The 14,871-nt window shown below is 42.0% G+C and carries 15 protein-coding genes and 2 pseudogenes; all 17 read right to left on the bottom strand.

The window, feature by feature from the left end; all coding sequences use genetic code 11:
* Nucleotides 1-1,308, bottom strand: a complete 1,308-nt coding sequence (locus JCM10596_RS06490) for an ABC transporter substrate-binding protein (protein ID WP_025026412.1) — start codon at nucleotides 1,306-1,308, stop codon at nucleotides 1-3.
* Nucleotides 1,309-1,374: 66 nt separating this feature from the next.
* Nucleotides 1,375-2,013 (bottom strand): PfkB family carbohydrate kinase, encoded by a 639-nt coding sequence (locus tag JCM10596_RS24255; RefSeq protein WP_199900117.1) that lies wholly within the window; start codon nucleotides 2,011-2,013, stop codon nucleotides 1,375-1,377.
* Nucleotides 1,977-2,138, bottom strand: a complete 162-nt coding sequence (locus JCM10596_RS29715; RefSeq protein WP_199900116.1) for a PfkB family carbohydrate kinase — start codon at nucleotides 2,136-2,138, stop codon at nucleotides 1,977-1,979. The genes JCM10596_RS24255 and JCM10596_RS29715 overlap by 37 nt, the downstream gene beginning before the upstream one ends.
* 157 nt (nucleotides 2,139-2,295) lie before the next feature.
* Entirely contained in the window at nucleotides 2,296-3,033 is a 738-nt protein-coding gene (locus JCM10596_RS06480) for a GntR family transcriptional regulator (protein ID WP_025026411.1), read from the bottom strand.
* 206 nt (nucleotides 3,034-3,239) lie between these two features.
* A complete protein-coding gene (locus JCM10596_RS06475) occupies nucleotides 3,240-4,706 on the bottom strand; it encodes a NarK family nitrate/nitrite MFS transporter (protein ID WP_025026410.1) in 1,467 nt (488 codons plus the stop codon).
* Between the two features lie 52 nt (nucleotides 4,707-4,758).
* The gene (locus JCM10596_RS06470; RefSeq protein WP_025026409.1) at nucleotides 4,759-6,054 is read right to left on the bottom strand and encodes a NarK family nitrate/nitrite MFS transporter; all 1,296 of its coding nucleotides are present in this window, start codon (nucleotides 6,052-6,054) and stop codon (nucleotides 4,759-4,761) included.
* Nucleotides 6,055-6,358: 304 nt separating this feature from the next.
* Nucleotides 6,359-7,729 (bottom strand): PAS domain-containing sensor histidine kinase, encoded by a 1,371-nt coding sequence (locus JCM10596_RS24250; RefSeq protein WP_199900119.1) that lies wholly within the window; start codon nucleotides 7,727-7,729, stop codon nucleotides 6,359-6,361.
* Nucleotides 7,730-7,845: 116 nt separating this feature from the next.
* Nucleotides 7,846-8,313, bottom strand: coding sequence for a GAF domain-containing protein (locus JCM10596_RS24245; protein ID WP_051541203.1), 468 nt, complete (start codon nucleotides 8,311-8,313; stop codon nucleotides 7,846-7,848).
* Nucleotides 8,314-8,338: 25 nt separating this feature from the next.
* Nucleotides 8,339-8,995 (bottom strand): response regulator transcription factor, encoded by a 657-nt coding sequence (locus JCM10596_RS06455; protein ID WP_025026406.1) that lies wholly within the window; start codon nucleotides 8,993-8,995, stop codon nucleotides 8,339-8,341.
* Nucleotides 8,996-9,007: 12 nt separating this feature from the next.
* A complete protein-coding gene (locus JCM10596_RS06450; RefSeq protein WP_025026405.1) occupies nucleotides 9,008-9,667 on the bottom strand; it encodes a sensor histidine kinase in 660 nt (219 codons plus the stop codon).
* Nucleotides 9,668-9,693: 26 nt separating this feature from the next.
* Nucleotides 9,694-9,966, bottom strand: coding sequence for a hypothetical protein (locus JCM10596_RS06445; RefSeq protein WP_025026404.1), 273 nt, complete (start codon nucleotides 9,964-9,966; stop codon nucleotides 9,694-9,696).
* Nucleotides 9,947-10,261, bottom strand: a complete 315-nt coding sequence (locus JCM10596_RS06440) for a hypothetical protein (RefSeq protein WP_025026403.1) — start codon at nucleotides 10,259-10,261, stop codon at nucleotides 9,947-9,949. The genes JCM10596_RS06445 and JCM10596_RS06440 overlap by 20 nt, the downstream gene beginning before the upstream one ends.
* Nucleotides 10,258-10,467, bottom strand: coding sequence for a hypothetical protein (locus JCM10596_RS06435; RefSeq protein ID WP_025026402.1), 210 nt, complete (start codon nucleotides 10,465-10,467; stop codon nucleotides 10,258-10,260). The genes JCM10596_RS06440 and JCM10596_RS06435 overlap by 4 nt, the downstream gene beginning before the upstream one ends.
* Nucleotides 10,451-10,980 (bottom strand): annotated as a pseudogene (locus JCM10596_RS24240) (Rieske (2Fe-2S) protein). The gene JCM10596_RS06435 and the pseudogene JCM10596_RS24240 overlap by 17 nt, the downstream one beginning before the upstream one ends.
* A gap of 41 nt (nucleotides 10,981-11,021) precedes the next feature.
* A complete protein-coding gene (locus JCM10596_RS06425) occupies nucleotides 11,022-11,582 on the bottom strand; it encodes a 4Fe-4S dicluster domain-containing protein (RefSeq protein ID WP_025026401.1) in 561 nt (186 codons plus the stop codon).
* Between the two features lie 11 nt (nucleotides 11,583-11,593).
* Nucleotides 11,594-13,773: pseudogene (locus JCM10596_RS24235) on the bottom strand (molybdopterin oxidoreductase family protein).
* Nucleotides 13,760-14,845 (bottom strand): membrane protein, encoded by a 1,086-nt coding sequence (locus JCM10596_RS06415; RefSeq protein WP_025026400.1) that lies wholly within the window; start codon nucleotides 14,843-14,845, stop codon nucleotides 13,760-13,762. The pseudogene JCM10596_RS24235 and the gene JCM10596_RS06415 overlap by 14 nt, the downstream one beginning before the upstream one ends.
* Between the last annotated feature and the right edge of the window lie 26 nt (nucleotides 14,846-14,871).

Raw genomic sequence — 14,871 nt, 5'->3', positions numbered from 1 at the left:
TCAATCCACTTCCTGCTGCACTTCTTTCGCTACCTTTTGCACCTCTTGCATAATCTCCTCGGGTGACTTCGTTCCATCAAGCAGCAATTGAATGTTGGTTAAATAGACATCGGCGACTCTTGCATGAACATCCGTATCTAGCCATTCTGCCATTCTCTCTGCCCCCTTGATTACTTCGACCCCTTCTGCTACTTGTTTAAGAGTATTCGTCGGATTCGTTGCTCCATCAATTGGGCTGGGCCATCCCAGCTGGTTGACCATTTTTCCGGCATTTTCTTGACTCGTTAAGAACTTCAAAAAAGTCATGACTTCCTTTGGATGTTTTGTCTGAGCAGAAACAATAAATCCATCTGGGGCTCCTGTTACAAAACTTTGGTGTCCTTTCCCATCTGCTAGATCAGGCATCTGGAAGAAATCCCACTTCCCCGGAATCATCTGTTCCACTGTCTGAAATTCTTCTAATTCAAGGTACATCATGGCACCCTGTCCTGAGAAAAATAGCTGTGTAGCCATATCATGTGAGCTAGAATTTACATTCGAATTGAAATATCCTTGATCCTGGAACTCCTTCAAATAGCGCAAGGCTGCTACGTATCCTGGGTCTGTAAATTCTCCTGAGCTTGGATGATAATCTTTCGTTATCACATCTTCATCTACTAGCATCTGATTGAAGCCTGTTAGGTAGTGAATAGCTGCCCAAGAGCTGGAATTACCTAGAACAATCGGGGTTTCTCCCGCTGCTTTCAATGTTTCTAAGACATGAATAAACTCAGCCCAAGTCGTTGGTTTCTCCAGATGATACCGCTCAAACACTTCCTTGTGATAGACAAAAAACTTTCCATTAAAGCGCAGTGGAATTCCATAGTTGCGTCCCTCCAACGAAAAGGACTGCAAAGAGGCGGGAATAAAGCGCTCTCTCCATTCTGGGTCTGCATCCAAATACTCCGTTAAATCCATGGCGACACCAGAACGCACAAACTTCCTCGCAAATTCCCCTGACCACGAGAAGGTAATATCAGGGACAGCTCCTCCTCCCATCACGACCCGAAGCTTGTCTTTGATTGGTTCATCCGCTACCGCTTCAACCGCAATCCTGATATGGGGATGCTGCTTCTCAAACTCTTTTATCACCTCGTCAAAATAAGGGGAAAACTCAGGCTGAGGCCATTTGTGCAAAAATTTCAGCTCTACAATCCCATCTTCTGCTGTTGTCGAACCTGTACTAGAAGTAAAACCTGAACAACCACTCAACACGAGCCCTACCATCAAGATTATGACCCATCTTACTCTGCTCTTACTGTTGAACATCTTGATCCCTCCTTTTTTTCTTCACTCACGTTTTTTATAGAATTCATCAACCTCTATCCTTGAGGTTTAGAATGAAATCCCGTAACCAAAAGCCCCTTCCACCAAACAGGTTTTTGAGGCATAACGTGCTCCTGCTTCTAGTGAGGCTGTCAAAAGGACAGCCTCATCCCCCTTCGATCCCAAGCTCTTTTCCTGCACATAATGAAGAATAAACGCGGTAAAAAAAGAATCCCCTGCGCCCATGGTGTCCACAGGCTGTACATAGTGAGGAGCTTGCTTATAGAAGCGGTGCCCATCGTAAAGCAGTGCACCGCGGGAGCCCATGGTCCCTATTCCTAATCTACTTCCATAGCGATGGACTTTTACCAGCCATTCCTTTACTTCTTCCTCTGTCTGCTCTCCGCAGGATAATAAGCTGTAGTCCACATGTTTGCAAACGCTTTCTAAAATAGCTTCATCAAACTCATTAGAGAAATCAAAAGAAACCAAGATCCCTGCTTCCTTCAGCTTATATATTTCTTGTTCCATCCCACTGTAAATACTACTATGAGCCAAATCAAAGGTCTGAATATAGGCTATATCTCTTGTGTCTAGCTGGATGGGATGCTCCTGCTGCACCCCTCCTTGATTCCCTCCGATAAACACTCGATCTCCCTCTACTAAGTCTACTAGGCATAGCCATTTTCCCCTTCGTATTGTCTGCACTGAGAAAGATCTATCCTGAGGCTTTGCAGGGTCTGCTGAATATGCTGCGCTGCTTGATCACTACCAAATACTCCAAGATAAGCCGCCTTAACTCCCAGTTTCTTGGCATACACACTAAAGTTCAAGGCATTCCCGCAGGATACATCATTTTTTGATCCAAATATGTATCGACAACGTTATCCCCAATTCCTAAGACCTTCATTTTTTACCCCTCCCCCCTTAAATGGTATATACCATTTTACCTGAAAAAAAGATAGGCTGAAAAAACATGGACAGCCTATTCTACTCTCTTAGATTTAGTTCTGAATAATAATTCACGATATCACTGCGTGTGATAGAGCTAGAAAACTCCATTTCCTTCCCCTTGTTGTCAAAAGCAACTGCCTCTTGTAGAATACAAGGGCTCTTCCAATTGATTTTGAGCAGCTTACTTTCTGTATCATCAGAGAAGGCAACTCGAATATATTGCTTGGCTTTGACTAGGACAATCCCGTACTTCTCTTCTAGGATCTGATAGAGGGATTGATCATCCTCCATATATTTCTCTATTCCCTCACAATAGCGATAAGGAATAACGGATTCTTCAATCGCCACAGGCATTTCGTTCACTAGCCTTAGGCGCTTAATGACAATAACCTCTTCTTCTGCTGGAATACGCAGCTTATTCACCCATAACGGCTTCGCTTGTTGCTTATAGATAGACAGGAGCTGAGTGCTGGGAGTTAACCCTTTTCCTAGCATTGATTTCGTAAAACTGTTAAAGGTAATAAAATCGATTTCGATCTTTTTGTTTGTGATAAAGGTCCCTGCTCCAACCCTGCGTTCCACAATGCCTTCTCGTTCTAAAATAGACAAGGTATGTCTTGCTGTCATACGACTTATTTTAAATTGGTCAGCTAGCTCTCTCTCAGAGGGCAGCTTATCACCATAGCCTAACCTTCCACTCTCAATATCATTGATGATTTTATCTTTGAGTTGTCTATAGAAGGGAACTTCATCTTCTCTCTTGAATCCACTCATCCGATTATTCTCCTAATTGGTATATACCTTTATTGGATTTATCATATCTTCCCTCGCAAGGATTGTCAATAGTTATCTGAAATTTCTATATTTTCATCTCATGTATCCGATTCCCTAACATCCTGACCAAAAAGGAAATAACCCTTTCCTATAGAGAAGAGAAAGAGTTATCCACGATAGACCATCGTTTCTATGTTGTTTTTTCCTTAAGAAGCTTCACGATCTACTGAAGAAAGTACATATTCTTCTCCGTGAGCTCCTTTTGGCTCATCCAAGAAGATTAGGCAATAGAAGAAGCTGGCAAAGGCTCCCCCCGCTAAGATAAAAAAGAAGGTTTGCGGGCTTACCATGGTGAAAATGGTCAGATAAACCACAGCTCCTACGTTCCCATAAGCTCCTGACATTCCAGAAATTTGTCCCGTGATTCTTTTCTTGATGAGAGGAATCACCGCGAACGTTGCTCCTTCCGCTCCTTGAACAAATAAGGAAGTCATAATCGTAACAGCAATCGCTAAAACAAGGGGCCATTCCGAATTAATCAAGCCCATACCGATCAAGCCCAGTCCAATCCCAAACATATACATGAGCATGACTTTCTTGCGACTCGTCATTCGATCAGATAGCCACCCTCCTAATGGTCTTGCGAAAAGATTCACAAAAGCGAACGAAGCAGCAATCATCCCTGCTGAAGTAGGGGTTAGAGAGAAAGTAACGAGAAAGAACAAGGGCAGCATCGACACAATGGCTAATTCAGCACCAAAATTAGCAAAATACGTCGTATTTAAAGCAGCCACATTTTTAAATTTATACTTATCGTCCTCTGGTACACCTGCTTTTAGTATGGGCACATTGACACGTAGAATCTGAATCACCTGATACAGAAACACAAGAACCAATATTCCATAAATGATCATAAGTGAACTTTCTGAAATAAAGCCCAATCCCTTTAAACGCCAGGAAAGAAGACCTAATGCTCCTACTAATGGAACAGTCCACAGAATCAATTGAAACATATCTCCCCAGCTGCTCACTTCCATTGCCGCTATTTTACGCGGCTTTCTATAGACCTTTCCTGGTGGTGTATCTGTCACACTGAAAAAGTAAATCACACCATAAATCAAGCATAATACTCCGGAAAAAGCAATGGCATAACGCCAGCCATCTGCTCCCCCAAACATCGTAATCGCCATCCAAGGTAAGAGCATTGCAGCTACCGCTGAGCCAAAATTACCCCATCCGGCATAAAACCCTTCCGCAAATCCTACACTTTTCGGTGGAAACCATTCCGACACCATACGAATGCCAATCACAAAGCTCGCCCCAATACAGCTTATAAGAAGTCTGGTGACTAACAATTGTGTCCAGCTATCCCCAAAAGCAAATGCAAATGTAGGAATGGACATTACTACAAGCAGACTTGAAAATACCTTCCTTGGCCCGTATTTATCTAGAACCATTCCGATCACAATACGTGCCGGAATGGTTAAAGCTACATTGAGAATCGCAAGAGCTGCCAGATGCTCCTTGGTCAGCCAGCCAAGCGAATCCATCATGGTCGCCGCCAAAGGAGCCATATTAAACCAGGCAAAGAAAGAAATGAAGAAGGCAATCCATGTCAGGTGCAACACCTTAGTTCTTTGGTTTTTAAAATAAAAGATCTCTCGAACACTCATCTCTAGGTCCTCCTTATGATGTCAGATAAATCATGTTGAAGTACCAGTTGTACTAACATTTAATTTCAGCATTTTTACGAGAATACCAGTACCAAGTAATAAATAAGCTGGCAACATAGTAACCGATGAACAAGTATAACGCTAAGGTAGCTGATCCAGTGGTTTCTAAAGACCAACCGAAGATTTTAGGAATAAAGAACGCTCCATATGCACCAATGGCGGAAGTGAAACCTAGAACAGGTGCCGCTTGAATCGGTGGGAAAATAATAGGAATCATTCTAAAAGTCGATCCATTGGCAATCCCTGTCGTAGTGAAAAGGATTAGGAACATGATCAAGAATCCCGTGAAATGACCTGCATTTAAGAAGTAAATAACACCAAGTGTAGCCAAGATCATGATAATAATATCGATAAAGGTAACAATCGCTCCACCAAATTTATCTGAAATCCAACCACCTATCGGACGAATTAATGCTCCAACCAGCGGCCCTAGAAAAGCAAATTGTAAGGCATTCACCTCTGGAAACTCTGTTCTAATTAATAATGGAAATGCTGCAGAGTACCCGATGAAAGAACCAAAACACATCACATACAAGAAGGTCATTAACCACGTATGCTTGTTGCCGAAGATGGCAACCTGTTCACTTACAGATGCTTTGGCTGTAGGCAGATTATCCATCCCGAAGATAGCAGCAATCACAGTAAGAACGATAGGAATAACCCAGATAAAGGCGGCATTTTGCATCCATACTGCATCTCCACTGGCTAGTTGTTGTGGGGCTCCTGCTACGGCTCCAAAAATACCCGCTGTAATCACAAGAGGGGCTAGGAATTGAACAGCACTTACCCCTAAGTTCCCGATCCCTGCATTAATTCCTAACGCTGTTCCTTTTTCACTCTTAGGGAAGAAGAAACTAATATTCCCCATGGAAGAAGCAAAGTTTCCTCCCCCCAAACCACAGAGTGCAGCTAAAATCGCCATAGTCATAAACGATGTTTCTGGGTTTTGTACGGCATAACCAATTCCTAGTGCTGGAATCAATAAAGACGCTGTACTAATGACCGTCCAGTTTCGTCCTCCAAAGATCGGGACAACAAAGGAATAAAATAATCGTAATGTCGCACCTGTAAGTCCTGGTAAGGCAGCGAGGGTAAACAACTCCCCCTTGGTAAAGTTAAAACCAATATCATTTAAGCTAACCGCTACGACAGACCATATTTGCCATACAGCAAAAGCTAGCAATAAGGCTGGTACAGAAATCCATAAATTACGTCTGGCATGTCTTCTACCTTCCTTTTCCCAAAACACTTTATCTTCTGGGTTCCAATCTTGTCTAATTCTACCCATCTCTATTTCCTCCCAAATTCGTATTCTTTACAATAAGTTCCTCTCTAGAAACTTGCATCTTATATCTTCATTTTAGGGGGTAGGAAGAAAAAAGTAATTCGGGGAAAACCCTTAGATCTAACGAGGGAATAGCTGATTTTCACTTCGCGATAACCCTGACCATTCTGTTCTCTTTTCTGATGTCTATACTAAAAAACCCTGAGCTAGAAGACGTGAGGTTTTCAGCGTCCTTAGCCAGGGGTTCATTGATTTTATTTTGATTTGATTTGATTTTGATTTCATACTCCCTTTCATTTGAGCTTATTTAAATCCTATGATTTTGAAAGGGGAGTGGAATCCTCATTCTTACTTTGGTTCCTTCACCGATCGCAGACTGGATCGTTAAGGTGCCCCCTACCGATCGAGCCCTTTCTTCCATACTAAATAATCCAATCCCCTTCACTTTATTATTCACATCAAATCCTTGACCAAAATCCTCGATTTGAACATCAATATGATCACCTTCTGCTATGACACTGACGATCGCCATATCGGCATTCGCATACTTGCGAATATTGGTCAAAGCTTCTTGAATCACTCGATAAATCACCGTTTCTATTTGAATATGAATTCGTTCTTTTAAATTGCATTCAAACTGAACATAAATTCGATAATAATCAGAATAGCGCTTAGCAAAGGAGCGAATCGCTGGGATTAGACCTAAATCATCTAGAATAGAGGGACGCAATTCCCAAGCTAGCATTCTTGTTTCCTCAATAAGAGAGGTCACTTCATCCTTCAATGTGTCAATAAAGGGATGGCTTACCTGTGTTTCAAGGATATTCATACTAATTAATAAACTGTATAAGTTCTGACCCAGTCCATCATGCAGCTCTCTGGATAATTTCTTGCGTTCCTCTTCTTGAATATCGATGATCTTAGTCATCATTTTCTTTAATTCTTCTTCCGCTCTTTTACGGTCTGTAATATCATTACGAATAGATAAGTACTGGTACGGCTTCCCTTTTTGATCTAGAAAAGGAACAATCGTGGAATCAACCCAATAATAACTTCCATCCTTGGCTTCATTCCTAATTTCCCCTTTCCACACCTTCCCACTTGAAATCGTCAGCCATAAGTCTTTGAAAAAATCCTTGGAATGATATCTCGAATTAATGACACGATGAGTACGGCCAATTAATTCTTCTCGGCTGTATTGTGAGATCTTACAGAAGGTATCATTTACGTAAGTGATCACTCCCTTCGTATCCGTGATCGCCACAATAGATGAAACATCAAGGGCATACTTTATGTCTAGGAGTTGGTTAAGAAGCTTCTTCAACTCTTCTTCATTTCTCTTATGTTCTGTAATTTCATGACGAACAGACAAGTATTGATAAGGATTCCCTTCTTCGTCCAGAAATGGAATAATCGTTGTATCTACCCAATACAACGTTCCGTCTTTTGCCCTATTATTAATTTCGCCCTTCCATACCTGCCCATTCTTAATCGTCTGCCAGAGATTCTGAAAGAACTCTCTAGGGTGATTCCCTGAGTTAATAATTCGATGATTCTGACCAATTAATTCATCCTTGGAATACTGAGAAACCTCACAAAACTTTTCATTCACATACTGGATCGTTCCATGCTTATCTGTCACAGCAATGATGGCGGATTGATCCATGGCATTAATCATGGTGCTAAAATCTGTCGTTGGTTGTCTAAAATTCCCTTTTAGTGTCCCTTCTTCATACCCGATTATTCTCTTATCGTTGGTCATTGGCTACCATCACACCTTTAATGCTTTTGATATTAACTACCCCATTTAGAAGACACATCTAAGCTTGATTCGTCCCTCAAACCCTGACTGATTTGATCCGCTCTTTTTTTCACTACTTCTAACTGGTCAGAAGTAAACGCGGTTTGATTCCTATTTCCAACTAAAAGTACGCCCCATGGTGTTCCTCGGTAGACAATAGGTGTTCCCATCGCTGCCACTAATTTTTCCGCTAGCATAATTGGATATTCAGTGGGTTTGCCGATGATGCCCTCTGGAAAATTAGAAATGGATAGTGGACGCCCCGTTCGAACAACAGTACCTGCAATTCCTTTCCCATAGCGGACAGTAATCAGCTTGTACTTGTCATTGCGATTTCCTACAACATATTTCCATTGCAGTTCTTTTTGTGTGTGGTTATAGATTGCTACTCCCACAAAGTCACAAGGGATCTCTAGAGCTAATTGATGACACTCGTTTATCACTTGCTCTTCAAAATTCATGATCATCACATCGATTCGTTAAAATTTAAACATCATAGTCCAATAAACCTTTTTTCACAGCATATTTGACTAATTCTGGCCGCGTTTTTAGCCCTAGCTTTTCCATCAAATTTCCTTTATGCGTTTCGACCGTCTTCACACTGATAATAAGCTGCTCTCCAATTTCTTTATTTGAATATCCCTTAGCGATAAAGGTTAACACTTCTTTTTCCCTGTCGGAGAGCTGCATATAGCTATCCTTATTTCCCCCGTGTTTCAGCCTCTCTAGATATTCTTCCATCAATCTTTTGGTAGCAGTAGGATAGAGGTAGGCATTGCCTGTCGCCACAGAGCGAATGGCTTGAAGAAGTTCATCATGCGGAGCGCTTTTTAAGATACAACCAGAAGCCCCTGCTTGTATCGCTCGAAAGAGATATTCTTCATCATCATGCATGGTCAAAATAAGAATGGCAATCTGAGGATGCTGCTTTTTCAGTTCAATCGTGGCAGTTAAGCCATCTTTTCCATGGGGCATGCTTAAATCCATGAGAATGACATCTGGATGAAGCTCAGACGCTTTTTGAATGGCTTCATTCCCCTCTGAAGCCTCTCCAATTACTTCAAAATCGACCTGAGCATTCAGCAACATAGTGAGTCCCATTCGAACGACTGCATGGTCATCCACTAACAATATTTTTGTCAATCTTATCCCCTCCTACTTTTCACATGGAAGAGTTAATGTAACAACCGTTCCATTACCGAGCTTGGATGCAATCTCGAACTCGCCATTAATCAGTTCCATTCGTTGCTTCATTCCCGGTATCCCTAATAACTCTTTATTCTCTAAGGTTTTTTGAAGGTCAAACCCTATACCGAAATCCTGAATTCTCACCACTAGTTCCTCTTCCTTCCACGCAAAGGAGATTTGAATAGAGCTAGTATCTGCATACTTAGCACTATTATTAAGCACCTCCTGACAGACTCGAAGTAGGGTAATTTCTTGAAATAGCGGCAGTCTTCTTTCAGCACCTGATGATTGAATATGAATTTGAATACCATAGGTTGAGATGTAGACCTTCATATAGGCTTTTAAAGCGGACACAAGTCCCATACTATCTAATGAAGGAGGATATAGCTCTGTCGAAAGCCATCTTAGTTCATTGATGGTACGTGTCAGCTGATTGATCATATCATGAGTATAATGCTTTAGCTCTTGATTGTCCAAGACACCTTCGATGACACCAAGCCCCGTCACTGTACTATATAAGGTTTGAGCAATACCCTCGTGAAGCTCATGAGCAATGCGCTTGAGCTCTTCTTCCTGAGCTTGAATGATATACGAGGTCACTTTCTTATTTGTTGCGAGAGGTTCCATCTATATCCCTCCTTCCTCCCATTAGGTTATACCTTTCGAATCTTATAATGCAACCCTTGGACAGAGTCGAAAGCCAACCATTCTTTTTCTGTATATTCGCACCTGCTATCAAGTGGAATGGCAATAAAATAATGAGGGTCAAAATAGAAACGAAGATGCGTTTGATCTGGGCAGTGTTCTAATTTATACAGCTTCTTCTCTACAGCAGGCGGGACTTCCTCCTCTTCTCCACCATAGATTGAAATCTCGATTCTTTGATTGATAAAGCCTTCCAGTTGCTCAATGCTTGGCACATGCACGGCATGCACTCCCCTTCTCTTTCGGAAATACTTGAATTCGATACCCTTGAAGCCAAGTGAAAAAATGTTCACTTGCTTTCCCCTCGATAAAATACATGATTTCATCTTCAGAAGCCCATGGTCCCATGCCACGAACCTCAGCTACAACAATGTCAATTTCCTCACCTGCTTTAGCATCTAAATACCAATGCAGCTTATTTCCAAAGATGGTCATCAGTTCATCTTGAATAGCCATATCAAAGTCACCTTGCTGTTCTCGTATGAAGCATAAATCTAACATGACCTCGCTTTTCATCGTTTCTCCTCCTTGGATGCTCCGTTCCCCTTCTCTTTCTTATAAATGAACAGAGCAATGGGAAACATCAAGATGTTTAAAAGCGCATAGATAATGGTTTGCTCATAGTTTTCAAAATAATATTGATGGACTGCCTTTTGTGTAAAAATAATATTAAGCATCAACACAACACATAGCAACAAGACTCCTCTATAGCTTCTCTTCATAACGCTTCACCCTTGTCGCATAGATTGTTCCCGCCTCTACCTTAACGACGATCTCAGGAAGAGGTCTGGTTGGAGGACCTGCTGTCGGCGCCCCTGTCTGAACATCAAATTTTCCTTTGTGGCACGGACAGATTAAATCTCCTTCTCCCTGATCCCAGAACACAGGGCATAGCAGGTGAGTACAGGCATTCTGATACGCTTTGTATTCATTTTCTCCTAAGCGCACAAGCAATGCTTTATCATGATCGCCTGGATAGTGAAATTCACTGCATCCCCAACCTTCATTTCACTTACCTTCGCAATGGCTTTCTCGGGATATTCTTTGTTGCCAAGTCCTAATAATTCTTTGGCGGCAACAGCTCCCCATGGCACAGTCGATAAAGCAAATAAACCTGCGGCACCAACCATTGTTTTCATAAATCCTCGACGATCAAGACTCCGTTCATTGTTCCGATCGATGTTGTGAGTATAATTGTCCTCTCCAAACGGAATTCGATTGTTTTTATCTCCCATGATTTTTCACGCTCCTCTTGATTACAATGATGGTCAATCCTTTAAAATAACTTTACTTTTCCTTGCAAGATTCCCGGTAGGTTCATTTTGACATTCGTTTCATTTTCTAAAAACGGATGACTTGCTTGCCACTCTCCATTTTGTAAGGTATGGCTTTCTTTCTTTTGAGCCAGCTCATCCTCTGTAATCCATTGCAACGTGTTCGTCGGACAGACACTAGCACACATTGGAGGAATTCCATCCTTTGTTCGGTCGATACACAAGTCACATTTGTACATTAAATTTTGCTCTTCATCAAATTTAGGAATTCCATACGGACAGGCAATCGTACAGTTCTGACAGCCGATACACTTTTCAACCAGTGCCGATAAGACCGCTCCTGTTTCATGAATCTGAATGGCTTGAGCAGGGCAGCTTCTGGCACAAGCTGGGTTCACACAGTGTAAACACATTAAGGGAATGGTTTGGTGATTCACTAAGGGATTAACATCAATGACATAGTTTCGATTTCTCTCCTCATGACCGCCACATTGTGTACAAGCGGCTAAACATGAGCGACATCCAATACAATTATCCATTTCGATAAACAATAGCTTTTTCATGGCTTGCCCTCCTATCCTTCTGTTCTCTGCGCTATAGTTTCTTCGACCTTTTCCATCTCGGCTGCACATGCTTTGAATTCAGGCATTCTGGAGAATGGGTCTAAAGCAGCGATGGTCAAAAGATTGATCGACTCATCATGTCCAAAATGATAAGGGACAAACACCGTATCCTTGCGAATCGCTTCTGTTATTTTCACCTTATAGATCGCTTCCCCACGGCGAGTATATAAACGAACCTTATCCTCATGCTGGATGTGATATTTGCTCGCGAGCTCTGGATGTACTTCTACATAAGGCTCTGGGCACATATCTTTTAAGAACTTAATTCTTCTTGTTTGATTTCCAGATAGATAGTGATACACCACTCGACCCGTCGTTAAGCGGAGCGGATATTCCTGACACGGCTCTTCTGCTGGTGGTCTGTATGGTAAGGCAAAGATTTTGGCTTTCCCATCTGGATGATAGAATTTTTTATCTAAGAACATGTGTGGAGTTCCTGCATCCTTTTCATCTTTACAAGGCCAAAAGACTCCATCCTGCTCATCAATTTTCTCCCACGTTGCTCCATAGTAGTCGGCATAGCCGCCCTTGGTTGCTAATCTAAACTCATCTGAAATCTCTCTTGCTGTCGTAAGGTGTCTAAAGTACTGTCCTCTTCCTAAGCGTTCAGCAAGCTCGATTTGTATCTGCCAATCTGGCTTGGATTCTCCGAGTGGTTCTTGCGCCTTATTAATCTTGATGATACGCCCTTCTAGGTTGGTTACAGTCCCTTCATCTTCAGCCCATGTGGTTGCCGGAAGGATGACATCGGCAAATTCAGCTGATTCTGACAGATAGAAATCACTACAAACCATGAAATCTAAATTTCTAAATGCTTCACGAACAAAGTTCAGGTTTGGAGCTGAAACAGCTGGATTAGAGCATAAGAGGAACAAGCCTCGAATTGTTTTATCCATCATCAGTTCAATCATTTCATAAGCGGATACGCCCTCTTTAGGCATCTCTTCCACTGGCATGTTCCAAATCTCACAGATTTCCTTGACATGCTCAGGTTGGTGATTTTACGGTAACCTGGTAATAGGTCAGATTTCTGTCCATGCTCACGTCCACCCTGCCCGTTTCCTTGCCCTGTTAGAGTGGCTACTCCTGCTTTTGGGCGACCAATTTTCCCTGTAACTAGAGCCATGTTCACATAGGAGTTCACATTTTCTACTCCTTTATGCTGCTGTTCAACCCCACGAGCAAAGAGGATGATGGCATTAGGTGCCTTGCCGTAGATTTCGGCTGCTCGAATGATCTTTTCTGGGCTCACTCCTGTTATTTCACTGGTGTACTCTGGAGTAAACTCTTTGACGATTTCCTTCGTTTCTTCAAAACCATTGGTATGCTCTTGGATAAAGGCTTCATCAATCTTGCCGTTCTTAATGAGGAGATGAAGCATTCCATTCGCTAGTGCTAAGTCTGTTCCTGGTCTTAAATCGAGATGCACATCGGCTCTTCTCGCCACGGGCGTTTCTCTAGGGTCAGCAACAATGAGATACCCTCCTCGATTTTGCACTTCCCAGAAGCGAAACATAGAGGTTGGATGACATTCCGCTGCATTACTTCCTGCTACAAATAAACAATCTGTTTCATGAATATCTGTCCAAGGTAAGGTTGAGCCGCGATCCACTCCAAAGGAGCGTAGAAATCCACCTGCTGCACTAGACATACAGAAACGTCCGTTATAGTCAATGTATCGTGTCTGCAAGGCTACTCGAGCAAATTTTCCTGTGAGGTAGCATTTTTCATTTGTCATGGAAACCCCACTAAATACGGAGAGAGTATCCTTGCCGTATTGCTCCTGAAGCTTCTTGAAGTTATTCACAATCAAGTCATACGCTTCTTCCCAGCTTGCTTCACGAAAGCCTTCCTTTGTTCCTTTCTTCGAAGCATCATCTCTAATAAGAGGGCGAAGAAGGCGATCAGGATGATTGACTTGCTGATACGCTGTTACTCCCTTCGGACACATCTTCCCTAAGGTAACAGGCCAGTCGTATCTTGGCTCTACCCCGATGATTTTATTTTCTTTTGTATCCACTCGTAGGTTCATTCCGCACTGCATTCCGCAATAACTACAATGAGTCTTGACCAGCTTTTCATTTGGGTGATTGAGGTTTTCTATTTCCTTAAAGAATTTATCCCTGTGCATGTTGATTCGACTCCTTTACCTTTATTTCGTGTCTAGGAATGCCTGTAAATCTTGAGATCCGATATTTTCGACGACAAGGTAAGCATAGTTCTGCCAAATGATAGCCTTCTTCTGTTTGAAATTGAATCTGGTTTTGTTGCAGAACTTCGATGACATCTGCTGATTGTTCTGTAGAAACAAATTCACTATTACACACTTTACATGCCTTCATCGCTTGCTCTCCATAATGCTCACGATAGTTTCTAGCAAAAACACTTAAAGGTCTAAAAGGAATATGAGCCAGCTTTCCAAATGGTAGGTAAATCAGCGTCACAATAACGGAAAACTGATGAATCAGGGACATAGTCGGATGACCCCATCCTGCTAAAAAGACATTACTGAAGGTTAATAATAACCCTGTGATACTGATAAACAACAAAAGGTATAAGGGCATGAAATCATAGACAAAGGTTTGCTCTGCTCTGGCTTGCATGCTCTTGATGCGACGGTATAGCGCCATACAGGCTCCTGCAATAACCATAAAGGCGGAAATGTTTAAGGCGTTATAAAAGAAGAAAGCCATGATTCCATCCGCTTTGACAGACATGATATCAACACCCATCCCAACGACTGTATAGTAACCATTCACACTCATCGTGAAGTACATCCAGCCAAACACTAAGGGAAAAGTCACCAGACAGGATAAGATACAGCCTAAACCGATCAAAAGATGTTGTGTCCAACGAAAGATGCCGCGATTCCAAATAAATCTGTACGTCACCAGCTGTTCGGCTGACGTTTTAGGAGTCGATTTTCTAAAAAGTAATTTCAACCCTTTTTTTATAATGATTTTGGTTGGAGGTCTTTCTCCCCAAGAAATAAATCGATAAAAGAAGCCTCCTAGAAAAACAACCGTTCCCACCATATATCCATATAGATTTAAGTCAACATGGGTAAACATTCTTGTGGCAATAAAAGATAAAATAATGATCCCCGTCACAGTTAAAAACATTGATTTGGCAAATTTCGAGGCAAAAGCACGATCAAATTTGCTTTCGATTTGTTCGTGTTGCCGATTTTGAATGGGTTGCATGTTCGCTTCCTCCTCCATAGCTTTTT

The organism is Caldalkalibacillus mannanilyticus JCM 10596 (assembly GCF_000615945.1).
In the GTDB taxonomy this organism is placed as follows: Bacteria; Bacillota; Bacilli; order Caldalkalibacillales; family JCM-10596; genus Bacillus_AT; species Bacillus_AT mannanilyticus.
Note: the sequence above shows the minus strand (reverse complement) of the source record. Positions and strands in the feature narration are given on the sequence as shown.

Excerpts from the sequence above, each read along its gene's own strand:
- JCM10596_RS06490 (WP_025026412.1), bottom strand. The coding sequence starts at position 1,308 with ATGTTCAACAGTAAGAGCAGAGTAAGATGGGTCATAATCTTGATGGTA.
- JCM10596_RS24245 (WP_051541203.1), bottom strand. The coding sequence starts at position 8,313 with ATGAATTTTGAAGAGCAAGTGATAAACGAGTGTCATCAATTAGCTCTA.
- JCM10596_RS06470 (WP_025026409.1), bottom strand. The coding sequence starts at position 6,054 with ATGGGTAGAATTAGACAAGATTGGAACCCAGAAGATAAAGTGTTTTGG.
- JCM10596_RS06425 (WP_025026401.1), bottom strand. The coding sequence starts at position 11,582 with ATGAAAAAGCTATTGTTTATCGAAATGGATAATTGTATTGGATGTCGC.
- JCM10596_RS24250 (WP_199900119.1), bottom strand. The coding sequence starts at position 7,729 with ATGATTAATGCCATGGATCAATCCGCCATCATTGCTGTGACAGATAAG.
- JCM10596_RS06475 (WP_025026410.1), bottom strand. The coding sequence starts at position 4,706 with ATGAGTGTTCGAGAGATCTTTTATTTTAAAAACCAAAGAACTAAGGTG.
- JCM10596_RS06480 (WP_025026411.1), bottom strand. The coding sequence starts at position 3,033 with ATGAGTGGATTCAAGAGAGAAGATGAAGTTCCCTTCTATAGACAACTC.
- JCM10596_RS06435 (WP_025026402.1), bottom strand. The coding sequence starts at position 10,467 with ATGAAGAGAAGCTATAGAGGAGTCTTGTTGCTATGTGTTGTGTTGATG.
- JCM10596_RS06440 (WP_025026403.1), bottom strand. The coding sequence starts at position 10,261 with ATGAAAAGCGAGGTCATGTTAGATTTATGCTTCATACGAGAACAGCAA.
- JCM10596_RS06415 (WP_025026400.1), bottom strand. The coding sequence starts at position 14,845 with ATGCAACCCATTCAAAATCGGCAACACGAACAAATCGAAAGCAAATTT.
- JCM10596_RS06450 (WP_025026405.1), bottom strand. The coding sequence starts at position 9,667 with ATGGAACCTCTCGCAACAAATAAGAAAGTGACCTCGTATATCATTCAA.